13 protein-coding genes are annotated in these 12,931 nt (G+C 65.3%); 8 read left to right on the forward strand and 5 right to left on the reverse strand.

What is annotated here, in order from left to right; all coding sequences use genetic code 11:
- Positions 1-66: 66 nt before the first annotated feature.
- From AC5P7E_RS10040 to AC5P7E_RS10050, 3 genes are all read left to right on the forward strand, one after another.
- Complete coding sequence (locus AC5P7E_RS10040) at positions 67-453, forward strand: SseB family protein (protein ID WP_114618523.1); 387 nt, start codon at positions 67-69, stop codon at positions 451-453.
- 150 nt (positions 454-603) lie between these two features.
- Complete coding sequence (locus AC5P7E_RS10045; RefSeq protein WP_114618524.1) at positions 604-1,068, forward strand: GNAT family N-acetyltransferase; 465 nt, start codon at positions 604-606, stop codon at positions 1,066-1,068.
- The gene (locus AC5P7E_RS10050) at positions 1,065-1,373 is read left to right on the forward strand and encodes a hypothetical protein (RefSeq protein WP_088431548.1); all 309 of its coding nucleotides are present in this window, start codon (positions 1,065-1,067) and stop codon (positions 1,371-1,373) included. Before AC5P7E_RS10045 ends, AC5P7E_RS10050 begins: the two co-directional genes overlap by 4 nt.
- On the opposite strand, the gene AC5P7E_RS10055 is transcribed toward AC5P7E_RS10050, so the two are convergent.
- From AC5P7E_RS10055 to AC5P7E_RS10070, 4 genes are all read right to left on the reverse strand, one after another.
- Entirely contained in the window at positions 1,363-1,764 is a 402-nt protein-coding gene (locus AC5P7E_RS10055; protein ID WP_229302625.1) for a hypothetical protein, read from the reverse strand. The two genes, AC5P7E_RS10050 and AC5P7E_RS10055, sit on opposite strands and share 11 nt — an antisense overlap.
- Before the next feature lie 146 nt (positions 1,765-1,910).
- Positions 1,911-5,495, reverse strand: coding sequence for an ABC transporter permease/M1 family aminopeptidase (locus AC5P7E_RS10060; RefSeq protein WP_114618525.1), 3,585 nt, complete (start codon positions 5,493-5,495; stop codon positions 1,911-1,913).
- A gap of 12 nt (positions 5,496-5,507) precedes the next feature.
- Positions 5,508-6,410: an ABC transporter ATP-binding protein gene (locus AC5P7E_RS10065; protein ID WP_060380496.1), complete on the reverse strand. Its 903-nt coding sequence runs from the start codon at positions 6,408-6,410 to the stop codon at positions 5,508-5,510.
- A 130-nt stretch (positions 6,411-6,540) separates the two neighbouring features.
- Complete coding sequence (locus AC5P7E_RS10070) at positions 6,541-7,572, reverse strand: LacI family DNA-binding transcriptional regulator (RefSeq protein WP_114618526.1); 1,032 nt, start codon at positions 7,570-7,572, stop codon at positions 6,541-6,543.
- A 292-nt stretch (positions 7,573-7,864) separates the two neighbouring features.
- Between AC5P7E_RS10070 and AC5P7E_RS10075 the strand changes: the two genes are divergently transcribed.
- The 5 genes from AC5P7E_RS10075 (at position 7,865) to AC5P7E_RS10095 (ending at position 12,591) form a co-directional block, all read left to right on the forward strand.
- On the forward strand, positions 7,865-8,437 hold the full coding sequence (locus AC5P7E_RS10075) for a single-stranded DNA-binding protein (RefSeq protein WP_005408464.1): 573 nt from the start codon (positions 7,865-7,867) through the stop codon (positions 8,435-8,437).
- A 202-nt stretch (positions 8,438-8,639) separates the two neighbouring features.
- Entirely contained in the window at positions 8,640-9,545 is a 906-nt protein-coding gene (locus AC5P7E_RS10080) for a hydroxypyruvate isomerase family protein (protein ID WP_033833417.1), read from the forward strand.
- A gap of 27 nt (positions 9,546-9,572) precedes the next feature.
- Positions 9,573-11,258 carry a GMC oxidoreductase gene (locus AC5P7E_RS10085; protein ID WP_114618527.1) on the forward strand — a complete coding sequence of 562 codons (1,686 nt, stop codon included), beginning with the start codon at positions 9,573-9,575 and terminating at the stop codon, positions 11,256-11,258.
- A complete protein-coding gene (locus tag AC5P7E_RS10090; protein WP_012479395.1) occupies positions 11,258-11,833 on the forward strand; it encodes a gluconate 2-dehydrogenase subunit 3 family protein in 576 nt (191 codons plus the stop codon). The genes AC5P7E_RS10085 and AC5P7E_RS10090 overlap by 1 nt, the downstream gene beginning before the upstream one ends.
- Positions 11,833-12,591 carry a 3-keto-disaccharide hydrolase gene (locus AC5P7E_RS10095; protein ID WP_114618625.1) on the forward strand — a complete coding sequence of 253 codons (759 nt, stop codon included), beginning with the start codon at positions 11,833-11,835 and terminating at the stop codon, positions 12,589-12,591. The genes AC5P7E_RS10090 and AC5P7E_RS10095 overlap by 1 nt, the downstream gene beginning before the upstream one ends.
- Positions 12,592-12,621: 30 nt before the next feature.
- On the opposite strand, the gene AC5P7E_RS10100 is transcribed toward AC5P7E_RS10095, so the two are convergent.
- The gene (locus tag AC5P7E_RS10100; protein WP_012479397.1) at positions 12,622-12,918 is read right to left on the reverse strand and encodes a c-type cytochrome; all 297 of its coding nucleotides are present in this window, start codon (positions 12,916-12,918) and stop codon (positions 12,622-12,624) included.
- Positions 12,919-12,931 lie beyond the last annotated feature (13 nt).

Raw genomic sequence — 12,931 nt, forward strand, 5'->3', positions numbered from 1 at the left:
GGCCGGCACTACCGGGTTTGGCCGCATCCGGCACAATAGGCACCCCTCACGCCCCGCCGTATCGCCATGACCGACCTCGCCCCGCAGACCCCGATCGAAACCCTGCTGAAGGCGGCGATGGACGGGGCGGTGCCGATCCGCGCCTTCATGGAGGCCTTCGTCGCTTCCGAGGTAGTGCTGCTGACCGGCAGCCTGGTCACCCCGGACGGCAGCGGCTTCGACCCGCTGCTGTTCGACAAGCAGGGCACCCTGCATGTGGCGGTGTTCACCGAGCCGTCGCGGGTGGGCGTCTACAGCCAGCAGGCGCAACACCAGATCCGCTGGCTGATGCTGGAGGTGCTGCGCCGCGTGCCGGGTGGCTACGGCGTGGTAATCAACCCGGGTACTTCGCTGGGCTTTGAGATCTCGCCCAGCGGCGTTGGCGAGATCCTGAAGGACTTCGCCCAAGGCTGAGTTGCCGTCGGGCCATTTGTAGCGTCGAGCCATGCTCGACTGCCTTTCGCGCATGGCCTGATGTGTCGAGCATGGCTCGACTTTACAGAAGGCTTCCCTTCGGGCGCCGTCCATGATCCCCTTGGGTGACATCGGGATCGAGGCATTGCCATGGAATTCAGGGGACTACCCGCCGACGCACCGGAACGGCAGCAATTGGCCCAGTGGTACCACGCGGAATGGGGCCTGGACGCCAACCTGACACTGGAACAGGAACTGCAGCGGCTCAATCCGCCACAGGATGCCGAAGGTTTCCCGCACCTGATCGCCGCATTCGATGACGGTCAGGTGGTTGGCGCAGTCCAGCTCAAGCGGCGGGAAATGCAGGCGTTCCCACAGTACGAACATTGGCTGGGCAGCGTGTTCGTGGCCGACAGCCATCGCGGGCGTGGGCTGGCTGGCGCGCTGGTGGAGCAAGCAGCGGCGCAGGCGGTGCGGATGGGGGTTTCCGATCTCTACCTGCAGACCGAGGCCCTGGACGGTGGGCTGTATGCGCGGCTGGGCTGGAAGCCGCTGCAGGAAGCCGACAACCGCAGCTATCGCGTGCTGGTGATGGTGCGCAGGTTGGCCGCATGAGCGTATCCACGGCACGCCATTCCCGCTCGGCCCTAATCTTCCTGATCGCGGCGATCGCTGCCGCGCTGGTGTCCATGCCCCTGCTGCGCGCGGTGGGCATGGTGCTATGGCCGGTGTTCGTCATTGCCTGGCTGATCAACCTGGGCGCGGCCTGGCATCTGGCCCAGTGGGCGCGCCAGCAGGGCCGTTCGGCATGGGCGTTCGGGTTGCCGGCGGCGCTCGGTACCGTCGCCTCGATCGTGGTCTTCGTGCTGCTGGCGTTGCTGGGGCCGAAGGCCAGGCCTCAGCCGGAAATCACCGGCTGAGTGCTTCGTTCCACTCGTTCCACAGGACACCGTCCACGGCGGTGAGCAGTGTCTGCTGGACCTCGATCAGCGTGTTCATCTCATCCAAAACCGCCTCCAGGTCGGTGATTGAGATCTCGAATCTGGCCGTGCACTGGCTCATGGCATGTACGTGTTCAGTGCCATGCGCTAGCTCGATGGCTTCCTGGAGGACATGGGGCGCGTCGTTGAGAGAGAGCCGCAGGCGAACGTCTTCATCGCCCGTAATGAGAACACTGTTCCCACCCAGCTCCAATTCGAGCTCAAGACCACAGTCGGCCAATACCTCGGCTGCCCAGTTCACTGATGCGGAGATTCCGTGTGCGGCGAAGTAGATATGGCTGGATGTCATCGCGGCCTCTCGAAGGTTCACGGAGAGTATCGCTTGCCTTGAAATGGAATCTGGTGGTGTCCCTGCATCTCTGGCCAATCAGGACTTTAAATGACGCAATTGGGCGTGGCATGTCGTTTTTGTCTGCAGCAGTGATGCCAGCCATTTGACTGGCACCACCGCATACCTCACATCGTTACCTTGCGCCGGTTGTCATCGCTCACCCGGTCGATCAGCTTGTTGTAGGGATCGAAGCCTGCTTCGTCCGGCTTTTCATCCACCGTCACTGTGATCTTCGGATCGGCGCTGGTAATGTGGTGGCGCTGCAGGTACAGCACCTTCTGGTCGCGCTCCTTGCCCGACGGCCCATTGGCGAACACGCCGACCTCGACCCAGTCATCCATCTTTCCGTCGCTCTCCTTGCCCTTGCCGTCGGCGTACTGCTTGGCGGCGTGCAGGTCCAGGGTCACGTCGTAGCGGCCGTCATCGCGCTTGCGGGCGCTGGCGGCCATCACGCGGTTGTCGTAGAAGCTGATCTTCTCGAACAGGTCGGTGACCAGCTGCTGGCGGTCGGCCGGGGTCTCGGTGCGGATGTAGTCCAGCAGCTCGCGTGAGGTGGTGTACGGCGGTTGCTGGTACCCCTTGTCCTGCAGGAAGCGCTTCAATGCGCGGTTAAGCGCCTGCTCGCCGATCTCCTCGCGCAGCCGGTAGAACACCAGCGAACCCTTCTGGTAGTGGATGTACTGCTGGTTCTCCACACGTTCCAGCGGCTGTTCCTCGATGGCCTCGCCGCCGCGGCCGGACAGGTAGCCGTCCAGTTCGCGCTTGAGGAACTGGCGCATGTGCTGGCGGCCGTACTCCTGCTCCATCACCATCAGTGCCGAATACTGCGACAGCGATTCGGACAGCACCGTCGCGCCCTGCACGTTGGCACCGATCACCTGGTGCGCCCACCACTGGTGTGCGATCTCGTGCGCGGTTACGTAGAACACGTAGTCCACCTTGTCCGGGTCACGCAGGTCGGCGATGAAACCGATGGCCTCGGAGTAGGGGATGGTGTTGGCGAACGACTGCGCGAAGCGGGCATAGCCCGGGAACTCGATGATGCGTACCTGGCGGTGCTGGTACGGGGTGAAGTTCGCTTCGTAGTAGGCCAGCGACTTCTGCACCGCTTCGATCATACGGTCCACGTTGTAGCCGTGCGCCGGGTCGAAGTAGACCTCCACCGGGATGTTCTTGTACTTCGCCCTGCGCACCTCCCAGCGTGCCGACAGGTAGGCGTAGAAGTTCAGCATTGGCCGGTCCATGGCGTAGCTGAAGCAGCGCCGGCCATTTACCGTGGTCTCCTTCAGAAGGTAGCCCGGCGCCAACGCCACCTGGTCCGGTGCCGTGCAGACCGTGGTGCGGAAGTCGAGCCAGTCGGCATCGTGGGCTATGTACGTGTTGGCACGCGCGGCTTCGTCTTCCAGCTTGGGCATGCGCCGCGGCTCACCCAGGTTGCGCTTGCGCCGCTCGTTGCGGTCGCTGATCTCGGCGCCTTCGTTGTAGCCGAACGACGGCAGTACACGGCTGTTGAAGAAGGTGCCGTTGTCGACGATGTTGCTTGGTGCCTGGCCCGCGGTGATGCCGTTGGGCTTCTGCACCACCCGGAAATGCACGCTGCGGGTTTCACCCGGTTGCAGCGGTTTCTGCAGGCGGTAGATGCGGTAGCCGAGATCGGCGTCATGCATCGAAAGTGTCTGCCCACCCAGGTCGACCGCGACCAGCTGCTTGTCATCGCCCATCGAGACGTGCACGTCCTGGATCGGCGTGGCGTGGGTATTGCGCACCGTCCAGTTCGCATCGATCACCATCGACTGCGATTCGGGGAACAGGTCCACGCGGTTGTCCACCGCCACGATGCGGGGCTGCGGCAGGTTGCGGTACTTCGACAGCTCGCGCTCGTAGCGGGCCTGCAGGTCCAGCTGTTGATCCGGGGAAAGGAACTCGTTGCGGATGTTGGTGCTCCAGTACAGCCAGCCGCCCACGGCGACAAAGGCCAGGGCGGCCACTGCGGCGAAGGCACCGGTCGGGCCGCGCAGGCGACGGCCGGCCAGGGCCAGGCGCTGGCGCAGGCTCTGGCTGACACCTCGTACCCAGAAGGCCGACGCCAGGCACATCAAGGTCAGCAGGAACAGCGCCCAGTAGCCCTGGAACGCCAGTTGCCCGGTCAGGAAGTGGCCGTAGCCGTTCATGTCCGAATAGGGCGCGTTGGGCCAGCTGCCGAAGTTGTACAGGTTCTGCGTGTAGTCGAGCAGGCCGAGCACGCCCTGGCCGATCATCACCACGATCAGCAGCGCATAACCGATGAACTTGTTGTTGGTGAGCACCTGCAGCACCAGCGCCAGGCCCCCCATCAGGATGTAGACCACCGAATCCAGCGCCAGGCTGCGCAGGTACAGCAGCGGCTCCAGATGCGTGTAGCCCTTGGCCAGCTGCACGCCCATCGCCGCCAGCGCGCCGGCGGCCTGGAAGCAGATGATCACGGCCAGCAGTGCGGTGAACTTGGCCAGCAGCGGCACCCAGTTCGGCACCGGCATGGCATCGGTCACTTCATTGATGCGCGCACTGCGTTCCTTCCAGACCAGCTCACCGGCGAAGAACAGCACGATGATCACCAGCAGCCAGCTGAAGGCCCCCTGCAGGCCCATGATCATCTGCGAGGTGACCGGCCAGATCGAGGTGCCGTACAGAGTCTGCCGGAACAGCGCGCTGGGCAGGAAGTTGGCCAGGCCCAATACCAGCAGCACGATGAACGGCACGCTGCGCAGCACGCCGCGTGTATCGAAGCGGACCTGGCGCAGGAACTGCTGCCACGCCGTGCTGGCAGTGAACGCCGGTATCACGCGCGGCAGTGTCGCGCGGGTGGGGCGGACCACGCTGGCATCGGCAGCCGGTTGCGCCTGCCTGCGGCCCCAGCGCCGACGGCCACTGCCGCTGCGTTCGGTGCGGAACAGCGCGAAGGTGGCGGCGAACAGCGCGGCAGCCACGCCCAACCACAGGGCGCGGTTGGCCAGCAGGTAACCGGCCAGCTCGGGAATCCCGTCGTTGCGTTCGGCAGTGGACCAGTAGCGGATGGTACGGCCGAGTGCGCGCATGCCCAGCGGTTCGCTCAGCACCGCGATCCACGTATTGTCGATGTCGCGCAGCAGGGCCGCGCTGGCGCCGTACAGGACCAGGTAGGCCACCAGGCCGATGTAGACCCACAGGATCGAGCGGGTCAGCGCTGCCAGCAGCGACAGCAGTGCGGTGGTGAACAACAGGTTCGGAATGACGATGACCGCGAACGTCCAGGCATAGCCCTGCCAGCTGATCGGGCCCATGCGCTCGGGATCGACCCATGGCATGAACGGCGCCAGCCACAGGCCGAACGCGATCAGGATGTAGACCAGCAGCCCGGCCGCCAGCGCGGCACCGATGCGCCCGGCCAGGTATTCGCGGCGCTTCACCGGGCTGGCGAAGATCAGTTCGGCAGTGCCGAGTTCGAAGTCACGCAACAGCGCGTTGCTGACGAACAGCGCGGTGACCAGCATGCCGAGCAGGGTGAAGATGCCCAGCATCTGCGCGATCACGGTGGGCGCGTTGCTGTGCACGTTGCCGGTGCCGCCACCGATCTGCACGGCGTCGCTGGACGCGGCGGCAAAGGCAAGCAGGGCGAACAGCCCGGCCAGCAGCCACAGCAGCGGGGAACGCAGCTGCTCGCGCAGTTCGAAGCGGAAGAAATTGAAGATCATGGCGTGCTCCGCTCAGGCTGCCGCGCGGGCACGGGCCTGCAGGCGCAGGCGCTGGAAGTACACATCCTCGAGGTCGGGAGCCACGGCCGCGAAGCCGTCGCCAGGGTCGTTGGCGCTGTGCACGTGGATCACCGGGCGACCACCGACCAGGCGGGTGGACAGCACCACGTAGCGTGCCTCGTGGTCGGCCAGTTCCGAAGGATCAACCTGCTTGCGCCAGACCTGGTGCTGCAGGGCGTCGATGGCATCGGCCGGGCGCCCGGTCAGCAGCACCTGGCCTTTGTTCATGATCGCCATCGTCGGGCACAGATCGGTCACGTCCTCGACGATGTGGGTGGACAGGATCACCGCCACGTTCTCGCCGATCGCCGCCAGCAGGTTGAGGAAGCGGTTGCGTTCTTCCGGGTCGAGGCCGGCGGTGGGTTCATCGACGATCACCAGCCGCGGGTCACCCAGCAGCGCCTGGGCAATGCCGAAGCGTTGGCGCATGCCGCCGGAGTAGGTGCCCAGCTTGCGCTTGCGCGCGTCCCACAGGTTAACCTGCTGCAGCAGCCCATCGACCACCTCGCGGCGCTGCGCGCGCTGGGTCAGGCCCTTGAGCACCGCGAAATGCTCCAGCAGGTCCAGCGCGCTGACTTTCGGATACACGCCGAAATCCTGCGGCAGGTAGCCCAGCCGGCGGCGCACCGCGTCCTTGTCGCGCAGCACGTCGATCGGCGCCTCGCCTGGAATGCTGAGCGTCGCCGTCCCGCTGTCGGCCTCCTGCAGGGTGGACAGCGTGCGCATCAGCGACGACTTGCCGGCGCCGTTGGGGCCGAGCAGGCCGAACATGCCGCGCGGGATGTCCAGGCTGACGTTGTTGAGGGCGTGCACGCCATTAGCGTACGTCTTCGACAGCGAATCGATCTTCAGCATGTGACGTACACCTTTCCATGGGCGATGTCTGCGCGTTATCCGCGCATCAGCGTCCGTGCGCATCCGCCGTTGGTCATGGGGGGGAGAATCCGGCCGTCGTGCGTTGGTAGGGGCGCCGGCCCTGCGGTGCCTACCCGCGCAGCGACGATTCCCGCACCACCAGCTTCACCGGGATGCTCTGGCTTTCCACCGGCTGCCGCCCGATCAGGGCCAACAGGCGTTCCACCAGCAGCTGCCCGGCCTGCTTGGTGTCCTGCTGCACGGTGGTCAGCGCCGGGGACACCGAAGCCGCCAGCGGGATGTCGTCAAAGCCGGTCACCGCCACGTCCTGCGGCACCCGCAGGCCGGCCTCGCGCAGGGCCCGCATCGCGCCGATGGCGATCAGGTCGCTGGCGGCGCAGATCGCATCGATCGGTCCACCGCGTGCCAGCAACGCCTGGCAGGCTTCCTGGCCCGACGCCTCGGTGGTGATCGCATCGTGCTGCAGTGCCGGTTCGGCGGCCAGGCCGTGATCCTGCAGGGCCGCGACATGGCCTCGGTAGCGCTCCTGGAATTCGGGGTAATGGCTGGAGGCATGGCCGAGGAAGGCGATGCGGCGGCAGCCCTGCTGTAACAGGTGGGTGGTGATGTCATGCCCGCCCTGGAAGTTGTCGCTGCCGATCGACACGCCGGGCTGGCCGGGCAGGGCGGCGCCCCAGCGCACGAAGTGCGTGCCCTGTTCAACCAGCCGCTGCAGGCGGTCGCGCGATTCGTGGTAGTCGCCGTAGCCGAGCAGGATGATGCCGTCGGCTTTGTTGCTGTCCTCGTAATCGGCCTGCCAGTCGGTGGACAGCTGCTGGAACGAGACCAGCAGGTCCTGCCCGTGCAGGGCGCAGGCGCGGGTGATCGAGCCGAGCATCGAATGGAAGAACGGGTTGATCAGCGAGTCGTCGTTGGTCGGGTCCTCGAAGAACAGCAGGGCCAGGGTGCCGGCATTGCGCAGGCGCAGGCTGGAGGCGTTCTTGTCGACCTTGTAGTTCAGCTCGCGGGCGATGCGCAGGATGCGCTCGCGAGTCTCGGCGTTGACCATCGGGCTGCCCCGCAGGGCCCGCGACACGGTCGGCTGGGAGACCCCGGCCAGGTGGGCGATGTCCAGGGAGGTGGCTTTGCCTTTGATCGTCATGGGAACGCGGAAGGGGGCGGGGGGAGGTGCCCGGGCATGATGCCATGGGCAGACGGCAATGCCCCTCCGGATGTCCGCCGAAGCGAGGGTAAGTCATTGCCGGACAAGGAAATCAGTTCAATCCTCCTGCGCGGCCGGGGTCTTCTGACCGGGCGGATGGCGGCGGCAATGCTAAGATGCATCGTTCTCGCATTCCCCCAAATTTCAACAGGGGCGGCCTCGCCTACTGCACCCCCGCCCGGGGCTGTGCTATCACTGGCGGTCTGCCCCTGGACAACGGACGAAGGTACCTATGGCGCGCGGCATCAACAAAGTCATCCTGGTCGGCAATCTCGGCAACGACCCGGACGTGAAGTACACCCAGGGCGGCATGGCGATCACCCGCATCAGCCTGGCCACCACCAGCGTCCGCAAGGACAAGGATGGCAACCAGCAGGAGCGCACCGAGTGGCACCGCGTGGTGTTCTTCGGCAAGCTCGGCGAGATCGCCGGCGAGTACCTGCGCAAGGGTAGCTCGGTCTACGTCGAAGGCAGCCTGCGCTACGACAAGTACACCGGCCAGGACGGCGTGGAGAAGTACTCCACCGACATCATTGCCGATGAAATGCAGATGCTGGGCGGCCGCGGTGAAGGCGGTGGCGGCGGCGGTGGTGGCAACTACGGCGGCGATCGTCCGCAGCGCCAGCAGGCTCCGCGCCAGGAGTATGGCGGCGGTGGCGGCCAGCGTGGTGGCCAGGGCGGTGGCTATGGCAACCAGGGCGGCAACCAGGGCGGCGGTTACGGCAACCAGGGTGGCAACCAGCGCCCGCAGCCGCAACAGGCGCCGCCGATGGACGACTTCGCTGACGACGATATTCCGTTCTGATCGAACGCTCGTTCGCAGCAGAAAGGAAAGCCCCGCTCATGCGGGGCTTTTCTTTTTGCGCGATGCCATCTGCGTTGTGCCTCGCACCATCAGTTTTTCGTGCACCGCGACTTGCAAACAGACAATTTCCTCCCCTATGGTGCAATCGATTGCATTGCTGTGAATCGTTGCGTTTGATACCGGTTGGGAGGCCGGAAGGTGGATGTCCATCCATTCGATCAGACCGGCTCCTTCGAGGGGGCTCACGCGGCGCGATGCGCTGCGCATCGCAGTTGCCGGCAGCATTGGCCTGGGGGCCGCGACAACCGCGGGCGCATTGCCCGCATTCGCCGCCACGGCGCCACTCAAGGGCAACCTGAAGCATTCCGTCGCACGCTGGACCTTCCCGCAGCTGTCCGTTGCCCAGCTCTGCACGACGGTGAAGGACATCGGCTTTGCCGCGATCGACCTGGTCGGCCCGGAAGACTGGCCCACGCTGAAGGCGAATGGCGTGTACAGCTCGATGTGCAACGGCGCGGAACTGGGCCTGACCAAGGGCTTTGCCGGCCGCGAGTTCCACGACCAGCTGGTGGAACGCTACACGCGGCACATCGATCTGGTCGCCGATGCCGGCTATCGAAACCTCATCTGCTTTTCCGGCAACCGCAACGGTATGGACCCCCAGGACGGCATGGCCAATGCCGAGGCCGGGCTCAAGCGCATCCTCGGACATGCCGAGAAGCGCGGCGTGGTGCTGGTGATGGAACTGCTCAACTCCAAGGTCGATCATCGCGACTACCTGTGCGACCACTCCGCGTGGGGTGTGGAGCTGTGCCAGCGGCTCGGCTCGGACAATTTCGGCCTGCTCTACGACATCTACCACATGCAGATCATGGAGGGCGACATCATCGCCACCATCGGCAAGCATCACGCCTGCTTCAAGCACTACCACACCGCAGGCGTGCCCGGCCGGAACGAGATCGGAGACCAGCAGGAGCTCCACTATCCAGCCATCTGTCGCGCGATCCGCGACACCGGTTTCAAAGGGTATCTGGCGCAGGAGTTCACGCCTGCAGCGCCCGATCCCGTTGCCTCATTGCGCGAGGCGATCCGCCTCTGCGACGTCTGAAACGATATCCACCCAGGTGAGAAACCCATGGCAGATAATCACTACGACGCCATTGTTGTTGGCTCGGGAATCAGTGGCGGTTGGGCGGCGAAGGAGCTGACCGGGAAGGGCCTGAAGGTCCTGATGCTGGAACGCGGGCGCAACATCGAGCACGTCAAGGACTACGTCAACGCGATGAAGGAGGCGTGGGATTTCCCGCACCGCAACCGGCCAACGCAGGCAATGAAGGCCGAGTTCCCGGTGCTGATGCGCGACTACGGCCTGGCCGAGAACCTGGAAGGGATGTGGGCCAACGAACAGGAATCGCCCTACATCGAGACCAAGCGCTTCGACTGGTTCCGTGGCTACCACGTCGGTGGTCGTTCCTTGATGTGGGGGCGGCAGAGCTATCGCTTCTCCGATCTGGATTTCGAGGCCAACCTCAAGGACGGCATCGCCACCGATTGGCCGATCCGCTACGCCGATATCGCGCCGTGGTACGACCATGTAGAGAAGTTCGCCGGCATCGCCGGCACGCGCGAAGGACTGGACGTGCTGCCGGACGGCGAGTTCCTGCCGCCGATTCCCTTGAACATCGTCGAGAAGGATGTGGCCGCGCGCATCAAGAAGGCCTTCGGCGGAACGCGGCACATGATCCACTCGCGCACTGCCAACATCACCCAGCCGATGCCCGAGCAGGGGCGCGTGAACTGCCAGTACCGCAACAAGTGCATCCTGGGCTGTCCCTTCGGTGCCTACTTCTCGACCCAGGCGGCGACGCTGCCAGCGGCGATGAAGACCGGGAACCTGACCTTGCGGCCGTTCTCGATCGTCAAGGAAGTGCTCTACGACAAGGACCGCAAGCGCGCGCGCGGCGTGGAGGTCATCGATGCCGAGACCGGGCAGACCTACCAGTACACGGCCAAGGTCATTTTCCTCAACGCGTCGTCGTTCAACTCGACGTGGCTGCTGATGAATTCGGCCACCGATGTCTGGGAAGGGGGGCTGGGCTCTTCGTCCGGCGAGTTGGGGCACAACGTAATGGACCATCATTTCGGGGCCGGCGCCTCGGGCCGGGTCGAGGGTTACGAAGACAAGTACTACTTCGGCCGCCGTCCCTGCGGCTTCTACATTCCGCGGTTCCGCAACGTCGCGGCCGACAAGCGCGGCTACCTGCGCGGGTTCGGCTACCAGGGCGGTGCCAGCCGCACCGGATGGTCGCGCGAGATCGCCGAGCTCAACATCGGTGCCGATCTGAAGGAGGCACTGACCGTGCCGGGTGACTGGCGCATCGGCATGACCGGGTTCGGTGAAATGCTGCCGCACCACGACAACACGATCCGCCTGGACCACGACCGCAAGGACAAATGGGGACTGCCGGTGCTGGCGATGGACGTGTCCATGCGCGCCAATGAACTGGCGATGCGCAAGGACATGGCCGCCGATGCCGCCGAGATGCTGGAGGCGGCCGGGGTCAAGGAGGTGAAGATGCACGACAACGACTATGCCCCGGGCAAGGGCATCCACGAGATGGGGACCGCACGCATGGGACGTGATCGGAAGAGCTCGGTATTGAATGCGCACAACCAGGTCTGGGATGCCCCCAACGTCTATGTGACCGATGGTGCCTGCATGACCTCCAGCGCCTGCGTGAATCCCTCGCTGACCTATATGGCGCTGACCGCGCGCGCGGCCGACCATGCGGTACGCGAACTGAAAGCGGGGAACCTCTGATGGATCGCCGCGAACTGTTGAAGATGATCGTTGCCGCCACCGGTGCGGCCATGGTTGGCCTGCCTGCGCTGGTGCATGGCAAGGTGCCGGCTGCCGGGGCGATGCCCGCGTTCTCCGATGCCGACATCGGCATGCTGGACGAGATCGCCGAAACCATCCTGCCGCGGACAAGGACGCCCGGGGCCAAGGACGCGGGTGCCGGTGCGTTCATGGCGACGTTCGTCAGCGACTGCTACACCGCCCGGCAGCAGGCGACGTTCCGCGCCGGCCTGGCCGACATCGACACGCGCGCCGGTGGCCGTTTCGTATCGCTCACGCCGGAAGCCCGCACCAGGTTGCTGCGAACGCTGGACGTCGAAGCCAAGGCACGCAATGCCGACGTGACCGAGACCGGCACTCCCGAGGAAGGCGAGGCCATGCCGCATTACTTCACGATGATCAAGCAGCTGGCCATCTTCGGCTTCTTCACTTCAAAGGTCGGGGCGACCGGTGTGCTGCAGTACGTCGCCGTGCCGGGCCGCTACGACGGTGACCTGGCCTATGTCCCCGGTACGCCCGCGTGGGGGACCAGCTGATGGACACCACCCTGATGATCCGCCCTGGGTTGATCACGGCCGGCCTGCTGGCCGCTGCATCTGCATTCGCTCAGGACGGCGCCGACGCTGCGCGTGACCCGAAGAAGACCGAAGTGTGGACGCCCGTGCCCGCAGTCGTGGCCACGCCGCCAGGCAAGGCCCCCTCCGATGCCATCGTGCTGTTCGATGGCAAGGATGTCTCGGCGTGGGAGGCAGAGCAGGGCGGGCGCGTGCCCTGGACGGTTGCCGATGGCGCCATGACCGTCGTTCCGGGCAGCAAGGGCATCCGCACCCGGCAACGCTTCTGCGATGTCCAGCTGCATGTCGAATGGCGTACCCCCACCGAGACGAAGGGCTTCGACGGCCAGAACCGGGGCAACAGCGGCATCTTCCTGCAGGAACTGTATGAGCTGCAGGTGCTCGACAGTTACAACAACCCGACGTATGCCAACGGCCAGGCGGGTTCGATCTACAAGCAGGCCATGCCACGGGTGAACGCCTCGCGCGCACCGGGCCAGTGGCAGGTCTACGACATCATCTGGAAGGCACCGCGCTTCTCGCAGGGCGGCGGCCTGACGTCGCCCGCGCGCATCACCGTGCTGCACAACGGCGTACTCGTGCAGGACGACACCGTGCTGGCAGGCAGGACCGAGTACATCGGTGCGCCTTCGTACGCACCCCATGCGTGCGCGCCGCTCTATCTGCAGGAGCATGACTCCAGGGTCAGCTACCGCAACATCTGGGTGCGCGAACTGTAGCGGCACGCGGCCGGCGTGGTCGCCGGCCGCCTACTTCGCCAGATAGCTGGCGAGGTCGTCGATCTCCTGCTGCGACAGCTGGGCAAAGGGCGGCATCAATCCTCCGCCCTTCCTGATCTTGTCCTTGACCTGGGCGGGCTGAAGCCGCTTGCCGACGTCGGTAAGCGCTGGGAAGGTCGGCGGTACGCCGGCGCGTTCAGCACCGTGGCAGGCAGTGCAGTGCTGGGCATAGAGTTTCGCGCCGGCGGCAGGATCGTCCTTGGCCCGGGCTGCCGTTGAAGTACTCATGCCGCCCAGGGCCAGGGCCAGGGCCAGGATCATCTTCATGTGGGGCTCCTTG

The organism is Stenotrophomonas sp. YJH_SMC_25 (genome assembly GCF_059369595.1).

What these genes read in the sequence shown, in the direction of transcription:
- AC5P7E_RS10060 (WP_114618525.1), bottom strand. Translation starts at nt 5,495, where the DNA reads ATGATCTTCAATTTCTTCCGCTTCGAACTGCGCGAGCAGCTGCGTTCC.
- AC5P7E_RS10070 (WP_114618526.1), bottom strand. Translation starts at nt 7,572, where the DNA reads ATGACGATCAAAGGCAAAGCCACCTCCCTGGACATCGCCCACCTGGCC.
- AC5P7E_RS10075 (WP_005408464.1), top strand. Translation starts at nt 7,865, where the DNA reads ATGGCGCGCGGCATCAACAAAGTCATCCTGGTCGGCAATCTCGGCAAC.
- AC5P7E_RS10045 (WP_114618524.1), top strand. Translation starts at nt 604, where the DNA reads ATGGAATTCAGGGGACTACCCGCCGACGCACCGGAACGGCAGCAATTG.
- AC5P7E_RS10050 (WP_088431548.1), top strand. Translation starts at nt 1,065, where the DNA reads ATGAGCGTATCCACGGCACGCCATTCCCGCTCGGCCCTAATCTTCCTG.
- AC5P7E_RS10100 (WP_012479397.1), bottom strand. Translation starts at nt 12,918, where the DNA reads ATGAAGATGATCCTGGCCCTGGCCCTGGCCCTGGGCGGCATGAGTACT.
- AC5P7E_RS10085 (WP_114618527.1), top strand. Translation starts at nt 9,573, where the DNA reads ATGGCAGATAATCACTACGACGCCATTGTTGTTGGCTCGGGAATCAGT.
- AC5P7E_RS10080 (WP_033833417.1), top strand. Translation starts at nt 8,640, where the DNA reads ATGTCCATCCATTCGATCAGACCGGCTCCTTCGAGGGGGCTCACGCGG.
- AC5P7E_RS10090 (WP_012479395.1), top strand. Translation starts at nt 11,258, where the DNA reads ATGGATCGCCGCGAACTGTTGAAGATGATCGTTGCCGCCACCGGTGCG.
- AC5P7E_RS10040 (WP_114618523.1), top strand. Translation starts at nt 67, where the DNA reads ATGACCGACCTCGCCCCGCAGACCCCGATCGAAACCCTGCTGAAGGCG.
- AC5P7E_RS10065 (WP_060380496.1), bottom strand. Translation starts at nt 6,410, where the DNA reads ATGCTGAAGATCGATTCGCTGTCGAAGACGTACGCTAATGGCGTGCAC.
- AC5P7E_RS10095 (WP_114618625.1), top strand. Translation starts at nt 11,833, where the DNA reads ATGGACACCACCCTGATGATCCGCCCTGGGTTGATCACGGCCGGCCTG.